This window comes from Streptomyces sp. GLSS-08, assembly GCF_056387915.1.
The window spans coordinates 257,875-273,528 of sequence record NZ_JBWJAQ010000001.1 but is presented as its reverse complement, the minus strand read 5'-3'; the positions used below and the strand labels follow the sequence as shown (position 1 = coordinate 273,528).

The following is a 15,654-nucleotide window of genomic DNA, read 5'->3' as shown; positions in this document are numbered from 1 at the left end:
TTCGTTTGGATCAGTCGGTCGTTAGTCCGGGGGCGCCGTTGACTGACCTGCAGTGGGCGCGGATTGAGCCGTTGTTCCCGGACCGAACGCCGAAGCGAGGTGGCCGCTGGCGGGACCACCGCGAGGTGATCGACGCGATTGCCTACAAGTTCCAGACCGGAACGCAGTGGGTTCACCTGCCGGAGAAGTATGGCAACTGGCGAGGCGTCTACAACCGGCTGCGGTGGCGAGGCATCGCCACCCGCTACGCGAAGACCGCCACCATCTACCTGGCCGGACTCCACATCGCAGGCGTCTTCCTCTGGTCCGCCCGGTGATCCAAACGAAACTGCCTAATCGTTGATGTGGAGGGTGGCGGCGTGAGGAACGAACACGGTGTCTCCGTCCTTGGCCGTTGCCAGTGCGGAGACGTACCAAGTGCCTCGGTCCAGCTCGGCCGCCTCCTTCTTGGTGACCTTCAGGGTGTAGGTGCAGCGGGAGGTGTCGTCCGAGGTGCTGCGGCATGTGGCGTCGTTCGTGTGCCGAAGCTCCGCCGCGGTCGGGTCGAGCTTCGAACTGCCGGGCCACACGAGGACCTTGAGGCTGCGGACGCCGGAGTCGTCGCGCACGTCCGCGGTGAAGGTTGCCGAGCCGGGGCTGTCGCCGGACGGAGCGGTGTAGCGGGCCGAGCCGTTGGCCAGGGTCAGTTCCGTGGAGTTGGAGGCCATGGCGATACCGCCGGCGGTCACGGCGCCGACGATGGCGAAGCCGATGAGCGAGGAGACGAGAGCGTGCTTGGGCATGGGAGATCCCTCGGGTTCTTGTGGGAGCGGGCGTGGTGCGCCTGCAGACTGGAGTGGGCGGGCGAAGCGCGGCCTGGGCGGAGCGTCAGAACCGGTGGCCGAGCCGTTGGCCGGTCGCTTTCCGATGTGTTCGAGACTATGGCCCGGAGCAGGGCGCGGTCCTCCGGCGGTCGGATGATTGCCGTGTCTAACCAGAGGCGGAGACCGCCGGACGACGAGCGGGAGGTACTGACGCCGACGGCAAGAGGCATACGGGATTCCGGAGTTCGGGCGACACTGGTCCTGTGATCATCGAACGCGCGTATGCCCATCTCTCCTCGTACGACGAGGAGGCCTGGCCGTGGTCGGTGCCCTGCGTCCGACAGTTGCTCGATGAAGGGCTGCGGTTCACCGCGCCGGTGACGTTCCTGGTCGGTGAGAACGGCTCGGGGAAGTCGACCCTGGTCGAGGCGCTGGCGGAGGGGTTCGGTCTCGACTCCTACGGCGGTTCCCACGACTGGCGTTACGCTTCCTCGCGCGGGAAGTCGACCCTCGGTGAGCGTATGAAATTCGACGCCGCCTCGGGGCGTGGGCGCCGTATGGCCACCAGCTGGTCGGCCCGCAAGGGCTTCTTCCTGCGTGCGGAGACCGCGCTGGACGCCCTGGACAGGGAGGGGTTCTCGCCGGGCCACGTCAGCCACGGTGAGGGCTTTCTCGCGGCGTTCCGTGGGAAGTTCCTGCACGCCGGGCTCTATGTTCTCGACGAGCCCGAGGCAGCGCTCTCCTTCTCTTCGTGCCTCGAGCTGATCGGGCACATCGACCGGCTGGCCAAGGAAGGCGGACAGGTCATCTGCGCCACACACAGCCCGTTGCTGACCGCACTGCCGGGCGCGGACATCATCGAGGTCGGTGAGCACGGTATGCGCAGGGTCACCTGGCAGCAGCTCGGTGTGGTGGATCACTGGCGCCGCTATCTCGCCGACCCGCACACCTATCTGCGGCACATCGTCGAACCGTAGCCTGACGTCGATGCGGATCATTTCGCCCGGCCGGGGTGAACCGGAGCTGCGCCGATGCCGTTGAGGCAACAGGCATGCCTGCACGTCGTGCACCCGACAACAGGCTGGCCGACTGCAGATCTCCCGTGACGGTCACCAGGTCGGTGTCCTTCGTGAGCATCGACCTGCGGCGCGGCTGACTTCGCACGGCTGAGCACCCGTGTGCCCGACATGCTCACCGACATCAGCGGCGCAGCCCCGAGGCGCGTGTCGTCGTGGTCGGGTACCCGAATCTGTTCCCCGCCGACGGGAGCATCTGCGGTTCCTCCGTACCGCTGGCCAAGGGTGACATCACCTGGCTGAACCAGGCCACGAACCGGTTGAACCTCCTGCTGGAGACGGCGGCCTACCTCAAGCAGGCCGAGTTCGTCGGCACGGCGGAGCGGGGTGCAGCCGACGGGGCACCGCCCTGGACGAGCAGACCGTCGTCGAGCCGGGCAACGACGCTGCCGCTCTGATCGTCCCCACCTCGCCGACAGCTCGGTCGGCCGGTGGCTCCGTGTGCGCGCGGCCGTACCCCCCGCTCGTCCGCAGGGCCGTCGGGCAGCCGCCGGCGACATGCGGGTCTGGCCTGCTTGACCAGCGGGGCCGCCGCCTGCAAAGTCGGGATGCGGCACCGCAACAGCGCCGCCTCGCTCTGTCGACCGGTCCGCCCCTTCACAGGTGGCAGACGGCCCTGACGTCCAGGAGCAGCTTTTGCCATGGTCCTCGACCTGGTTGTGATCGGTACGGCTGTCACCCTGGGGCCCTTGCACAACAGCGCGTTCATCCTGTTGCTCTCCTCCCGGCGTGGCGTTCGCAACGGCCTGGCGTTCCTGTTGTCATGGCTGGCCAACCTGCTGGTGGTGATCGCCTGCGTGATGCTGCTGACCGGCGGACAGCCCCCGGCCCGTCACAGCGTGCCCTCGACCGCCGCGATCGCGGCGAAACTCGCCATCGGCCTGGCACTGGTGCTGTACAGCGCGCACCGGCACCGCCGACCGCCTCGCCCGCACCGGCCGCCACGCTGGACCGCTCGCATCGACAGCGCGTCCCTGGCCGCGGCAGCCGGTCTGGCATGGTTGCTGCAGCCCTGGGCCCTGGTCGGCGTCGGAGCCGCGACCGCCGTCGGCGCGAACCTCTCCACCCCCGCCGCCTGGCTCGCCCTGACCGGCTACTGCCTCCTGGCCACACTGAGCCTCATCGTCATGGAGATGTACGTGGTCTGGGCGCCTGCGGTCGCGAACGCCCGGTTGAACGCCCTGCGGAACTGGCTCGCGCAGCACCAGGAGGAGCTGGTCGTCACCCTGTCTCTACTCCTCGGCCTGTGGCTGATAGTTCGGAGCATCGCCGAGCTTGTCGCCTGGTAGAGCGGTGCGGGCGGCGGCGCCATGCCCGCATGGGTCCCCGGTGGCGGGCTTCGTCAGCGAACGCCGGGTCCGCGCATGGCTGGTGAGCCCGGCGACGAGGATGGTGCCGGCGACCGCTGTGCCGAGGGAGGAACCGAGGTTGGAGACGCTGCGGGAGAGCCCGGAGATCTCGCCCTGCTGGTCCTCGGTGAAGCTCGACTGGACGATGTGGACCGAGGGAGTGAGCATCACGCCGAGTCCGAGGCCGATGAGGAGCAGTCCGGGCGCGAAGGCCCAGGGGCTGGGGGAACCGCCGACCACGACGGTCAGGACGATGATGCCGGCGATGGTGGTGCCGAATCCGGTCAGGATGAGGGTGCGCTGGGGGCGGCGCTTGGCGAGGGGTGCGGCTGCGACGGAGGAAACGAGGATTCCGAGGGTGGCCGCGCTGAAGATCACGCCGGTCTGGACCGCGTCGTATCCGCGGACGACCTGCAGGTAGGAGGCCACCGTGAAGGACACCCCATGAGGTCTCCCGTAGAGCCTGTTGACGCGCAGCGGCCGCCCTGAGTGCCCTGTCGTTTCGGTGGAAAGCTGCCGGCACGACATGGGCCGAGCCCGAGGAAGAACGAGGCAGCACCCCTGCCTGCCCGGAAGAGCGTCGGCAGCCCGGTGTACGAGACGCAATGGTGCTGGGTGAACCGTCCCGCTGTTCCGGGGTGAACCGTCCCGCTGTTCCGGGCGTTCACATGAGGGGATCGCAGATTCGAAGACCATGGCACACGACTCCTCCGCCGCGTCTTCCGAAGAAGCGCTGCCCGAATCCGCAATGGCCCGGCATTCCTCCCGGGTGCCGAATCACGAAAAGGAGTGCACTATGTTGGATCGTCGTTCTCTTCTACGGTCCAGTGGCGTGGCCGCAGCCGGAGCGCTCGGCGCCGCCGCCTTTGCGTCGGCTGCCGAGGCATCTTCCACGGCACTCGATGGTCGTCGCCCGCCTGTTCCCGATCCGACCGCCGGGGGCGTGACGCGCACCCTGCTCCAGGAGAACCCCTCGCCCGCCAAGGGCTGGAAGACCGTGCAGACACTCGTCGAAATCCCCCGGCGGAGGGAATCGGGCCGCCACAGCCACCCGGGAGTGGAGGTTGGATACATCGTCCGCGGTGACGTGTCGATGGAGTTCGACGACGGGACTACCCTGCGACTTCGCACGGGCGACCCCTTCTTCATCCCTTCCGGCACCATCCACAACGCCCGCAACATCGGGACGGTGACAACGATGATGCTGTCCACCTACGTCGTCGACGAGACCAAGCCTCTGGTCACCACCCACACCCATTGATTCAGGCCGTTCGTCGATTCTGGTGGTCCTTCCAACACCTCGGCGGGCCCTGGGGGGAGCTGCGGGCGGCTCGGCCGCCCCGCCGGTCGTGACGCCCGGACTCCCACGGCGTCTTCCAGCGCGAGGCAGGCTCGGCCACGAGGTCACCCAGGCGCCCCGCTGACAGACCGCATGACGCAGAAGAGGACATGGCCGCGCGGGCCTGACCAAGTTCACACCTCGACGACCTGATGGCCCGCCGGCACGTCACGGCATGAGGGAAGGCGCGGTCAGGCGGGCTGCCACAGCTCGACTCGGTTGCCCTCGGGATCGGTGACCCAGCCGAATCGACCGATCCCCTCCATGTCCTGGATCTCCTCCGCCACGTCTGCTCCCTTGGCGCGCAATTGCGCGAGCATCGCCTCCAGATCACCGACCCGGAAGTTGAGCATCGTGTGCTGAGCGCGGGAGCCGAAATAGTCGGTCTCGGACTCGAACGTCGCGAACACCGTCGGCCCGTCTCCCTGACGCCATAGGCCGTTCTCGTCGGCGTCCAGGCCCAGACAGTCGCGGTACCACGCGTTCAGGACCGCCGGGTCGGCAGCCCGCATGAAGTAGCCGCCAATTCCAAGTACACGTTCCATACCGCCATCCTGCCAGGGACGACCATCAGGCGGGCCGAGCACCTACACCATCACCCGCATCAGCCCCCGTCCCGATCGCGGGGCAACCCATGACGCGATCACATCCGGCACTTCCTCGGAACAGACGTCAGCTCTCCGCGAGCCCTACTGACCTGTGGTCACCAACCCTCGCCACTTGGGGGACCTCAGGAAGTAGCGCGCCGGCAGGAGCGGGGCGGGCGACTTTCGCCCACCTGCCGACCTGGATGAGGGTCGCGCGCGAACTGGTTCGCCTCATGCCCGGCCAGGCTGCCGACGGCGCTCGGCGGAGGACATCCCCGCAAACGCCGTCGGCACTACACGGGAAGGTCGTCCCGTTCGTCGAACACCTCGCGGCCCTCGGTCACCCGGTCTGACCTCGCCGGTGCCGGTCGCGGCTCACCCCGGGTCCGGACCGCCGGCCACCGGCCGGCCGCCCTTCCGCCCGGTTCCCTGCTGACGGGTGTCTGCCGAACCGCCGACCACCCACCAGCCGGTGACCGGCGCCTACGAGGGCGAGCAGAGCCGCGCCCACCAGCAGTCCCAGGACCACTCCGATGGTCACTCGCAGGATGAATTCTTCGCCCATGGTCGTCCTCGCTTCGCAGCACGTCGTCTCGTCCTGTGCAACGGGCGCCAGGCCAGGGTGGTTCAGGCGGGAGAGGGCGTGGGCGGACGGATCCCCCGGTGGGTGCCCCCGCGATGCGGACGCCTCGCCCGAGGGAACGGTTGCCCGCGTAGACGCGGTTCCAGTGCCCCGTACGGGGTCCCACCCGGCTAAGCAGAGGGTCATCGGCCTGCTGATCGCGGCAGCGGACCGGGCCGCCGAAGGAGTCCTGGGGTCAGTGCCCTGCTAATGTCCCTTTTCGGTATGGCGGGAAGGGACGACGGAGTACTCACCGCTCCGGTCGTCCACGCCACCACCCGCCCCGGGCGGGCGGGTCACCGTGCGGGGGTCGTGGCGGTCACGCACGTGTCCGGCGCGAGGGAACCGCGCGTGCCCGTCCGCATGTCGCGTGCACAGGTGAGGGGAGTAACACCGTTGAGCGGGATACCGGGGAACGGTGGCGGCTGTGGGGTATGAACTCGACTTCGGGTTGCTGGGCCCGCTGCTGGTGCGGCGCGCGGGCGCCCTGTTGAATGCGGGGCCGCGCAAGCAGCGGCTGCTGCTGGTGCGGCTGCTGATCGCCGACGGCTGTGCGGTCGCTTCCGAGACACTGTGCGAAGAGCTCTGGGCAAAGCAGCCAGGACGGGCACCGGGCATGGCGACGGCCTCCCTGCACGCCCACGTCAGCAAGCTCCGCGCCGTCCTGGAACCCCCGCACCTGCGCGAGGGGACGTTCGAGGTACTGGTCACCGAGCCCGCAGGCTACGCCCTGCGCACCCCGCCCGAGAGCCGGGACACCGTGCGCTTCGGACGGGCCGTAGCCCAGGCACGCCGACTGCTGGACCAGGACCAGCCCGAGCGCGCCCTGGAGGAGGCCGAGCGAGCCCTGGGCATGTGGCGAGGTGCCCCGCTCGCTGACGCCGCGCATCACCTGTTCGCCGCCCAGGAAGCCGCCCGTCTGGAGGACCTGCGGCAGACCGCACGGGAGGTCCACACCACCGCCCTGCTGCTGAGCGGACGGATCACGCAGGCCGTGCAGGCGGCACGGGAACTGACAGTGGAGCACCCGTTGCGGGAGACCGGCTGGGCTCTGCTGCTGCGGGCTCTGTACCTGGCGGGCCGGCACCCCGAGGCCCTGCAATGTTACGCGGACCTGCGCGGGCATCTCGCCGACGAACTCGGCCTCGAACCCGGCCCCGCACTGCGCGCCCTGCATGACGGCATCCTCCGCCACGACCTGCCACCCCTGTGCCCGACCGAGGCGCTGAAGGGGCCAGGCCAGGCACCCGCATCCGGTGCGGGCTCCGGGGGCGGCGATCCCCACACGTCGGCCGCGTCCGGAGGGCCACAAGAGAGGGAGCGGCCCGGACCCGGCGCCCGCGCGCCCTCCGCCGCGGCCGCCGTGGACCCGCCAGGTGCGAGCGGCGCCCCGACCGCCAGCGGCAGTGCAAGTGAACCGCTGCCGGTGGTGCGTCCGGCGCAGTTGCCGGGTGATCTGGCGGTGTTCGCGGGCCGGACGACCGAGGGTGCGTGGTTGTCCGGGGTGAGTGGTGCGTTCGGCCGTCCGGGACCGGCCGGTGCCCGGGCCGTCGTCATCGGGGGTGCTCCGGGTGTCGGCAAGACCACGTTCGCCGTTCATCACGCGCACCGGATCGCCTCGTTGTTCCCCGACGGGCAGCTCTTCGTCAATCTGTGCGGGTTCCATCCGCATGCGCCGGCCGTGGAACCCGGTGACGTCCTGCACGGCTTCCTGACCGCTCTCGGGGTTCCCGCCCAGCGGATTCCCGAGGACACTCCCGCCCGCAGTGCGCTTTTCCGCAGTCTGCTGGCCGGCCGGCGGGTCCTGCTCGTGCTGGACAACGCCCGCGACGAACAGCAGGTCCGTCCCCTGCTGCCCGCGGGGGAGGGTTGTTTCACCCTGGTCACCAGCCGCAACCAGCTCCCGGGCCTGATCGCGGCCGACGGAGCCAAGCCCCTGACCCTGGCGCTGCCCTCGCAGAGTGAGGCCCATCAGACGCTGGCGCGGCGGCTGGGTGCCGAGCGTCTGGCCGCCGAGCCGGACGCCGCGGGTGACATCGTCCGGCTGTGCGGGCGGCTGCCCCTGGCACTGGCCGTGGTCGCCGCCCGCGCCGAACTCGAACCCGCCTTCCCCCTCCACGCTGTCGCCGAGGATTTGAGGCAGGCCCGCGGTGGCCTGGACGCGTTCACCGGCTTCGACACCACCACCGATGTGCGGGCCGCGTTCTCCTGGTCCTACCGGTCCCTGGACGCATCCGCCGCCCGCCTCTTCCGTCTCCTCGCCCTCCACCCCGGACCTCACATCAGCGCCCCGGCCGCCGCGGGCCTCGCCGGGCTCCCTCTCCCGGTAACGCGGCGCCTGCTGGCCGCACTCACCCGCTCCTGCCTCCTCGAACAGCCCCTGCCCGGCCGGTTCACCCTCCACGACCTGCTGCGGGACCACGCCACCGAACTCACCCACACCCACGACCACGCCGACGAACGCCACACGGCCACCCTGAGGGTCCTGGACCACTACCTGTTCACGGCACACGCAGGCAACCGGCTGCTCAAACAGGACTCCCTGCCCGAACTCGACCTCGGCTCCCCGAGCGCGGGCGTCACCCCCGAAGTCCTCACGACCCCGGAACAGGCGAACCGATGGCTCACCGCCGAACACCGGGTACTGCAGGCCCTGCTGCACACCGCCGTCAGCAAGCGACTTGATCGCCAAATCACCGGGCTGGCCTGGTCACTGAAGGAACATCTGAACCGGCAGGAGTACTGGCCGGAGGCGATCACCGCACTGAACCCTGCCCTGGAGGTGGCGCAACGCCGGGGCGACCGCCTGGAGGAGGGACGCTGCCACCGCAGCCTCAGCGGAATCCACGCCTACCTGGGCCACCAGGAACAGGCCTTGGGTCATATGGAACGCGCCGCCGAGCTCTTCGAGGAGATCGGCGCGGTCGGTGAACAGGCCCGGACGCAGCATGGCATGGGGGTCGTGCTGCACCAGTTCGGCCGACTCCGGGAAGCGCTGGTGCCCGCCGAGCGGGCGCTCGTGCTGGCCCGGGAGGCGGGGGACGACGTATGGACGGCCGAGTGCCTCAACGGCCTCGCCTGGCTGCACTCCAGCCTGGGCCGGCCCGAACAGGGTCTCGTGCACGCCGAGGAGGCCATTGCCCTGTTCCAGGGCCTGAACGCGCCATGGCGGGAGGCGATCTGCCTGGACAGTCTGGCCTACACCCTCCATCTGCTCGGCCGGTACGAGGAAGCGGCGGCCACCTACCACAGGGCACTGGACGTGTTCGAGGAACTGGGGGACCACAGGAACGCGATCGGCGTGCTGATGCGACTCGGTGACACCCGCCTGGCCATGGGCAACCGGAAGGCCGCCCGGGCGGAATGGATCCGCGCCCTCGCCCTCGCCGAACGGCAGGCGCTGTCGCACAGCGCCCAGGAGGTCCGGGACCGACTCTCCGTCCTGGACACGGAGGCAGACCACACAGCCGTGGCGCCGGAGAAGACCCCTTTCGGGGCGGCGGACTCCAGGTCTGCCGGCTAGGGCCTGTGGATCAGGCCGGCTGTGACCGACGACAACGCCGCAGATGTGCGTGCCAGACCCCGCGATGCCGGCATGATCCAAACGGCAGGCCCTAGTGCTCCAGTCCCCAGCTGTGGATCCGCCTCGGGTGGATCCGGATCAGCTCCTCGCTGAAGTGCGGCCCCAACGCGTGTGGGCCGTTGAGCAGTTCGGCCTCCCCGCGGATGTCGATGCCGCGCACCTGCCACGGGTCGAGGCTGACGATGTCGTCGACGACGAGGGCCACCTTCGGGTTCTGCCGGAGGTTGCGCCACTTCTTGGTCGCCCCCATCGCGTAGCCGCCGATCAGGATCGTCCCGTCGTCCTGCGGGAAGAACCCGACCGGGTTCGCCTGCGGCTGCCCATGGGCGTCGACGGTGGCCAGCCGTCCCAGCCGCTGCGACGTCAGGTAGGCGCGTTCCCGCTCGCTGAATTCGGTCATGGCAGCAGCCAAACACTCCCGCGCCAAGCGCGCATCGGGTTCTGGTCCCGGGTCCGGAGAAGGAGCCGGGTGCGCCCGAGGGTGTGACGGCGTGTTGGGGCGGACGGCGGCTGGGAACCCATGGCCCCATGACTCGAGCGATCAAGGTCCGGTACCTGCTGGCCGCCCTGGTGACAGCCGTGGCGCCCGCCCCACCTACGGCGGCCGCCGCCGGTCCCGGACCCGCCCGTGCCGTCGACGGCCCCCGTCACGCCGCCCTGGGCGACGACCTCGTGGCCCGGCGCGGCGGTGCGCCGGACCAACCGGCCGACGGCGATGCCCCCGAGCACGACGCCCGGCTGCACGACTACCGGCTCCGCCACGCCCTCCTCGCCGGCGCACCGACCCGTGGCGCGGCCCCCGCCGCCCCGTCTGCCGTCCGCGGCACGGCCCTCGGCGCCGGTCCCGCGGCTCCGCTCGCCGGTCGCGCGGCCCGAGTCGGTGCCTCCCCCGCCGGTCGCGCGGCCCGCCGTCGGGCGCCTGCGGCCGTGCTCCCGGCCCTCGGCGCGCCCGGCGTGCCCCACGGTGCCCCCGGCACCGATCCGTTGCCGCCCACGCCCTCCGTCACCGAGGCCCTGACGTCCGGGGTCCTGCGGCCCGCCGCCCGGGACTGGACCGGCACCTGGGAGGCCGCGCCCTCCGGTACCGTGCCGGGGCTGCCCGGCGCCTCCGTGCGCAACGTGGTGCACACGAGCGTCGGCGGCAGCGCGGTCCGGGTCCGGATCTCCAACCGGCTCGGCACGGCGCCCCTGCGACTCGGCGCCCTCAGCGTCGCGTTGCGAAAGCCCGGCGCGACCGTGAGCGCGGACGCCGTCGCGGGCTCGTTGCGCACCGCCACCTTCGCGGGCGCGGAGTCGGCTCTCGTCCCGGCGGGCCGGGACCTGGTCAGCGACCCCGTACGGCTGCGCGTGCCGGCCGGCGCCGACCTGCTGATCTCGGTGCACACCCCGGCCGACTCGGGCCCGGCGACCTACCACCGCGCCGCCCTCCAGACCAACTTCCTCGCCCGGCACGGCGATCACACCCGCGACGAGAACGGCCGCGCGTACACCGCCACGCTCGGCAACTGGTACTACCTGACCGGCGTCGACGTGTCCGACGCGCCCGCCGTGGGGAGCGTGGTCGCCCTCGGGGACTCCATCACCGACGGTACCGGGTCGACGTTCGGTGCCCACCACCGCTGGCCCGACCGGCTCGCCGAGCGGCTGCGCGGCCTGCCGCCCGGCCGCCGCCTCGGCGTCCTCAACGCCGGGATCGCGGGAAACCGCCTGCTGCGCGCGGGCGTCGGACCCGACGCGCTCTCCCGGCTCGACGCGGACGTCCTCTCCCGCAGCGGGGTGCGCGCCCTGATCGTGCTGGAGGGCGTCAACGACCTCAAGGGCACGCCGGAACAACTCGACCCCGGCGCCTTCGAGGACGCGTACCGGCGCATCGTGAGCCGTGCCCACGCCCGCGGCATCCGCGTCATCGGCGCCACGATCACCCCGTACGGCGGGCACGGCGCCCACACGCGGACCCGGGAGACCGCGCGGCAGGCGGTCAACGCCGTCATCCGCGCGGGCGGCCTCTTCGACGCTGTCGCCGACTTCGACGCCGCCGTCCGTGACCCCGGCCGGCCGTCCCGCATCCGCCCGGCCTACGACCCCGGCGACCACCTCCACTTCAACGACGCCGGGATGCGGGCCCTGGCCGACACCGTCGACCTCGCCACCCTCACCCCGCGCAGCGTCCTGCCCTGAGTCCCGGCCGACCGCTCAGCCCCAGATCACCGCCGCCACCCACGCGCCCGCGATCAGCAGGCAGGCGAACAGCTCCGTCAGCACGCTCCAGCCGCCCGACCGCATCGCCGTACGCAACGCGGCCACCGCCTCTCCGTGCCGCCCGAGCCGCAGCCGCTCCGAGAGATAGACCCCGCCCACGAAACCCGGCACGGCGCCGAGCACCGGCAGGACGACGAAGCCGAGCAGCGCGCCGGAACCCGCGTACACCGCCATGCGGACCGTGGCGCCGCCCGCGCGCAGCCGGCGCGGGGGCATCGCCCACCGGCTCGCCAGCGACAGCAGCAGGACCACCGTCGCGCCCACGAGCACCGTCCAGGAGAGCCTGCGCGGATCCTCCAGCGCCCACCACAGGACCGCGGCCCAGACGAGCCACGAACCCGGGACGCCGGGCACCAGTACTCCGGCCAGGCCGAGCAGGATCACCACGCCGACCAGCAGGAGCTCCCACACTCCCATCTGTCCAGGGTGCGGGAGAACCGGCGAAACCGCAGGTCAGTCCTGTCGCTCCCGGGCCACCCAGGCCCTCTCGTACGCATGCCAGCCGAGCTGGAGCCGGGTCGTCACGCCCGTCAGCTCCATCAGCCGCTTCACCCGGCGCTGCACGGTCCGCAGCCCCAGATCGAGCTGCTTGGCGACGCTCGCGTCGGTCAGCCCGGCGAGCAGCAGCGAGAGGATCTCCAGGTCGGTGCCGTCCGGGCCGTCCGGTTGCTGCTCGGCCACGCCCCGGCTGCCGAGCCGCAGCGGCAGCGCCTCCCGCCACACCGACTCGAACAGCCCCGACAGCAGTTCCAGGAGTCCGCTCGCGTGCACCACCAGGGCGGCGGGCTCGGCGGTGTGCGAGGTCAGCGGCACCATGGCGAGCGTCCGGTCGGCGATCACCAGCTTGGTCGGCACGGTGTCCACCACCCGCACCTGCTCGTCCCGGCCCAGCGCGGCGGTCAGCTCGGTGATCCCGGTGGGCAGGTCGAGCACCGCCCGCTCCACCACCACGCGATACGCGACACCCCGGTCGGCGGCCTGCTTCTCGGCGTCGTTGTCCGTCCCCGACACGACCACCGGGTTCCCGGTGACCAGCGCGCACACCTCCTCGCTCGCGCCCAGCTGAAGCTGGAGGAACCGCTGCGCGACCGCCGCCGCGCCGATCACCACCTCGACCAGGTCGTGCACGGCCGGCTCGGCTGCCTGCGCCCGGTACTCCTCGGCGAGCAGCGCCGCCGCCAGCTCGGCCTTCTCCAGCTCGTGCCGTTGCTGGGTGAGCAGCGCGCCCAGCGCCACCCCGGGCGGCGCCGCGACCCACCGTCCGGGCCGGGCCGTCGACTGCGCCGCCAGACCGTGCCGCTCCAGGCGGCGCAGGGCGCGCTCCGTGTCGTACTCGCCGAGCGTGAGCCGGCGCGCGAGATCGGGCACGTCGGCGGCGCCCACCGACACCAGCGCCCGGTACGCCGACTCGTGCGTCTCGTCCAGACCTATCGCTCCCAGCATGCGCGGGCATCCCTCCCCGAGGATCAGTGGCGGCCCGCCCGTGGCGGAAAACAGCCACGGCGTAAAACCGCCTCGGCACATCATCGCGCTACCACCCGTCTTTCTGACAAGGTGACGCCACCGGGGGTACCGATCACCGGCCGTCATGCCCGGCCCGGCTCCGCCCGGCCTGCGCGGACGCGGGTGTCGCGTTCTCGTGATCGTGACCGTGCATCACGGCGGGGCGTTCAGGGAACCAGGTCAGCACTCAGGGCCGGGACGACCTGTGCACGGGGCGACGACCCGGTCCTCCAGACCGTGACCCGGGCCCACGACGCGCGTGGGCCCGGGTCACTCCGGCGCCGCCGGGCGGTTCTCCCGTGGGGGGTGGGACCGCCCGGCGGTTTCGCGCAGAGGTGTTCGAGCCACTCGCCCGTCCGCCGTCCGACACGCCGTTCGACGATCTCCGTCGGCCGGTTTTTCGTGATGCACCGTTTCCTTCCGGCCCCCGCGGTGGACAATTACCGGCATGAGCCAGCAGGGGGAGAGGCCCGCCGGGCACGAGGACGACTGGTGGGGCCAGCTGTACGACGACGCCACCGGAGACACGGGGCCCGCGGCCGCCGCCGACTCCCTCGACGACCGGTTCGCGTCGGCGGCGGGCACGGTGGGGGGTGGTCGGGCGCCGGGTGCGGCGGCCGACGAGGTGCCGCCCCGGCCGGCGGAGACGCGCGGAGTACCCGAGCAGCGGACCGGCGGCTCCGGACGCCCGTCCGCCGGCCCCGGGTCGCGCGGTGACGCGCTCGACCCCGGGTCGCGCGGTGACGCGCTCCAGGGCGAGCGCGGGCCGGCGACCGGTGCATCCGGCGGCGCCTTTGCCGAAGTCCCGCCCCGCCCCGCAGCCGCGCCGACGCCCTCTGCCACCCCTGCCGGGGCTCAGCCCCCTCACGACAGCCCCCCGCCCCCCGCCGTGGCCCCGCGCCCGCCCGCCGAAGACCCCCGAGCCGCCGCCGGTTCGCCCCTCACGGACGGTCCCCGGGCCCCGGGCCGCTTCCCGCACACCGACGGTCCGCGTCTGCCGGTCGAAGGTCCGCGTCCGCCTGCTTACAGTCCGCGTCCGCCTGCCGACGGCCGTCCGCTCACCGAGGGCGCGTGTCCGCCGGTCGACGGCCCACGCCCGCCGGTCGACGGCCGTTCGCCCACCGAGGGCGTGCATTCGCCGGTCGACCTCCCGCGTCCGTCTGCCGACGGTCGTCCGCCCCTCGACGGTCCGCGTCCGCCCACCGACGGTCCGCGACCCCAAGTCGCTTCCGAGCCGGGCCAGGTACCGTCACCCCCCGCCATGCCCCCCGCCGTGCCCCCTGACGCGGCCCCCGCTCCCGTCGGTTCGACGTCCACCGGCGGTCCACAGGCCCCCGGTCACGCTCCGGCCCCCGCCGGCCCGCGGCCCCCCGCCGGGCCACCGCCCGCCGGCTTCCTGCCCGTCGAGGGGGCGCAGGTTCCCGCGCGTCCCGGGGCGCCGGAGCGGGGCGTACCAGTCCCGTCGGCGTCCTTCGGGCCGGTCGGGGGCCAGGCATGGCCGTCCCTCGCGGACGCCGGACCGCCCGAGTCCGCCCCCGGCCCCGGCGCCCCCGCCGCACCGGCCCCCGTCGGCCACGTGGGGTCCGGGCCGCCCACCTACGAGGCCGAGCCCACCGCGCTGCCGCCCGCCGATCCGGACGAGCTGGCGGACCTCGTCGCCGACACGGTGCTGGACGGCGCCCGGTACGGCTCGTGCACCCTGCGCGCGGTCTCCGTGCGCGGGGACTCCGCGCGGTACCGGGGCGAGCCGCGCCGGGACTCGCTGCTCACCGCCCGCTTCGGGACGGGCGAGAACGCGCTCGTCCTGGTGGCGATGGCGACCGGCGCCCGGGCCGCGCCCGGCGCGCACCGGGCCGCGGCGGAGGCGTGCCGGTGGATCGGCCGGGCCGTGGGGCGCAGCCACGCGCGGCTGGCCGAGGACATCCGGGCGGGCCGGCGCGGTGACCTGAAGTCGGGGCTGCAACGGCTCACCGACCGCAGTCTCGGCAAGCTGCGGGCCGCCGCGGCCGACCAGGGCGTCGAGCCGGAGGAGTACACCGCCGGCCTGCGCTGCCTCCTGCTGCCCGCGGACCCGGACTGCCGTACGCGCGTCTTCTTCGGCGTCGGCACCGGCGGACTGTTCCGGCTGCGGGACGGCGAGTGGCAGGACATCGAGCCGCGGGTCACCGAAACCGCGGGGGAGGCCGTCGTGGGGTTCGGTTCGCCGCCCCACGAGACCCCGGAGGGCGACCGGCTCACCATGGATCTCGGGATCGCGACGCCCCCTGGCCCGTACGAGCCGGCGCCCCGGCCGCCCCGCGCCCCCTTCCGCTTCCGTGCCTCCGTCGCCCGCCCGGGTGACACGCTGCTGCTGTGCACGAGCGGCCTGGCGGAGCCCCTGCGCGGCGAACCCGAGCTGGCCGCCCATCTGACCCGGCGCTGGTCCAGGAGCGAGGCGCCCGGTCTCGCGGCGTTCTTCGCGGACACCCAGGTCAGGGTCAAGGGGTACGCCGACGACCGGACCGCCGCGGCCGTTTGGGAGGCGTAACACCCA

At 72.4% G+C, this 15,654-nt stretch carries 14 protein-coding genes; 8 read left to right on the top strand and 6 right to left on the bottom strand.

What is annotated here, in order from left to right:
• The first annotated feature begins 5 nt into the window (after positions 1–5).
• On the top strand, positions 6–317 hold the full coding sequence (locus AC0ZLC_RS01045; RefSeq protein ID WP_476749912.1) for a transposase: 312 nt from the start codon (positions 6–8) through the stop codon (positions 315–317).
• A gap of 15 nt (positions 318–332) precedes the next feature.
• Here the strand turns inward: AC0ZLC_RS01045 and AC0ZLC_RS01040 are convergent, their stop codons facing one another.
• Positions 333–782, bottom strand: coding sequence for a DUF5707 domain-containing protein (locus AC0ZLC_RS01040; RefSeq protein WP_476749911.1), 450 nt, complete (start codon positions 780–782; stop codon positions 333–335).
• A gap of 284 nt (positions 783–1,066) precedes the next feature.
• On the opposite strand from AC0ZLC_RS01040, the gene AC0ZLC_RS01035 reads away from it, so the two are divergent.
• From AC0ZLC_RS01035 to AC0ZLC_RS01025, 3 genes are all read left to right on the top strand, one after another.
• Positions 1,067–1,780 carry an AAA family ATPase gene (locus AC0ZLC_RS01035; RefSeq protein WP_476749910.1) on the top strand — a complete coding sequence of 238 codons (714 nt, stop codon included), beginning with the start codon at positions 1,067–1,069 and terminating at the stop codon, positions 1,778–1,780.
• A 254-nt stretch (positions 1,781–2,034) separates the two neighbouring features.
• The gene (locus AC0ZLC_RS01030) at positions 2,035–2,277 is read left to right on the top strand and encodes a hypothetical protein (RefSeq protein WP_476749909.1); all 243 of its coding nucleotides are present in this window, start codon (positions 2,035–2,037) and stop codon (positions 2,275–2,277) included.
• A 243-nt stretch (positions 2,278–2,520) separates the two neighbouring features.
• The gene (locus tag AC0ZLC_RS01025; protein ID WP_476749908.1) at positions 2,521–3,168 is read left to right on the top strand and encodes a GAP family protein; all 648 of its coding nucleotides are present in this window, start codon (positions 2,521–2,523) and stop codon (positions 3,166–3,168) included.
• On the opposite strand, the gene AC0ZLC_RS01020 is transcribed toward AC0ZLC_RS01025, so the two are convergent.
• Positions 3,112–3,669 (bottom strand): MFS transporter, encoded by a 558-nt coding sequence (locus tag AC0ZLC_RS01020; protein WP_476749907.1) that lies wholly within the window; start codon positions 3,667–3,669, stop codon positions 3,112–3,114. The two genes, AC0ZLC_RS01025 and AC0ZLC_RS01020, sit on opposite strands and share 57 nt — an antisense overlap.
• 502 nt (positions 3,670–4,171) lie before the next feature.
• On the opposite strand from AC0ZLC_RS01020, the gene AC0ZLC_RS01015 reads away from it, so the two are divergent.
• Positions 4,172–4,489 (top strand): cupin domain-containing protein, encoded by a 318-nt coding sequence (locus AC0ZLC_RS01015; RefSeq protein ID WP_476749906.1) that lies wholly within the window; start codon positions 4,172–4,174, stop codon positions 4,487–4,489.
• Between the two features lie 269 nt (positions 4,490–4,758).
• Here the strand turns inward: AC0ZLC_RS01015 and AC0ZLC_RS01010 are convergent, their stop codons facing one another.
• On the bottom strand, positions 4,759–5,112 hold the full coding sequence (locus AC0ZLC_RS01010) for a VOC family protein (RefSeq protein WP_476749905.1): 354 nt from the start codon (positions 5,110–5,112) through the stop codon (positions 4,759–4,761).
• 1,091 nt (positions 5,113–6,203) lie between these two features.
• On the opposite strand from AC0ZLC_RS01010, the gene AC0ZLC_RS01005 reads away from it, so the two are divergent.
• Positions 6,204–9,299, top strand: a complete 3,096-nt coding sequence (locus AC0ZLC_RS01005; RefSeq protein ID WP_476749904.1) for an AfsR/SARP family transcriptional regulator — start codon at positions 6,204–6,206, stop codon at positions 9,297–9,299.
• Positions 9,300–9,390: 91 nt separating this feature from the next.
• Here AC0ZLC_RS01005 and AC0ZLC_RS01000 read toward each other — a convergent pair whose 3' ends face one another.
• The gene (locus AC0ZLC_RS01000; protein ID WP_476749903.1) at positions 9,391–9,759 is read right to left on the bottom strand and encodes a PPOX class F420-dependent oxidoreductase; all 369 of its coding nucleotides are present in this window, start codon (positions 9,757–9,759) and stop codon (positions 9,391–9,393) included.
• Between the two features lie 614 nt (positions 9,760–10,373).
• Here AC0ZLC_RS01000 and AC0ZLC_RS00995 point away from each other — a divergent pair.
• Positions 10,374–11,537 carry an SGNH/GDSL hydrolase family protein gene (locus tag AC0ZLC_RS00995; protein WP_476750209.1) on the top strand — a complete coding sequence of 388 codons (1,164 nt, stop codon included), beginning with the start codon at positions 10,374–10,376 and terminating at the stop codon, positions 11,535–11,537.
• A gap of 15 nt (positions 11,538–11,552) precedes the next feature.
• Here the strand turns inward: AC0ZLC_RS00995 and AC0ZLC_RS00990 are convergent, their stop codons facing one another.
• The gene (locus AC0ZLC_RS00990; RefSeq protein WP_476749902.1) at positions 11,553–12,035 is read right to left on the bottom strand and encodes a DUF456 domain-containing protein; all 483 of its coding nucleotides are present in this window, start codon (positions 12,033–12,035) and stop codon (positions 11,553–11,555) included.
• A gap of 36 nt (positions 12,036–12,071) precedes the next feature.
• Positions 12,072–13,061, bottom strand: a complete 990-nt coding sequence (locus AC0ZLC_RS00985; RefSeq protein WP_476749901.1) for a helix-turn-helix domain-containing protein — start codon at positions 13,059–13,061, stop codon at positions 12,072–12,074.
• Positions 13,062–14,010: 949 nt separating this feature from the next.
• Between AC0ZLC_RS00985 and AC0ZLC_RS00980 the strand changes: the two genes are divergently transcribed.
• Positions 14,011–15,648: a protein phosphatase 2C domain-containing protein gene (locus tag AC0ZLC_RS00980; RefSeq protein WP_476750208.1), complete on the top strand. Its 1,638-nt coding sequence runs from the start codon at positions 14,011–14,013 to the stop codon at positions 15,646–15,648.
• Positions 15,649–15,654: the final 6 nt, after the last annotated feature.

Excerpts from the sequence above, each read along its gene's own strand:
- AC0ZLC_RS01040 (WP_476749911.1), bottom strand. The coding sequence starts at position 782 with ATGCCCAAGCACGCTCTCGTCTCCTCGCTCATCGGCTTCGCCATCGTC.
- AC0ZLC_RS01025 (WP_476749908.1), top strand. The coding sequence starts at position 2,521 with ATGGTCCTCGACCTGGTTGTGATCGGTACGGCTGTCACCCTGGGGCCC.
- AC0ZLC_RS01010 (WP_476749905.1), bottom strand. The coding sequence starts at position 5,112 with ATGGAACGTGTACTTGGAATTGGCGGCTACTTCATGCGGGCTGCCGAC.
- AC0ZLC_RS01000 (WP_476749903.1), bottom strand. The coding sequence starts at position 9,759 with ATGACCGAATTCAGCGAGCGGGAACGCGCCTACCTGACGTCGCAGCGG.
- AC0ZLC_RS00990 (WP_476749902.1), bottom strand. The coding sequence starts at position 12,035 with ATGGGAGTGTGGGAGCTCCTGCTGGTCGGCGTGGTGATCCTGCTCGGC.
- AC0ZLC_RS00985 (WP_476749901.1), bottom strand. The coding sequence starts at position 13,061 with ATGCTGGGAGCGATAGGTCTGGACGAGACGCACGAGTCGGCGTACCGG.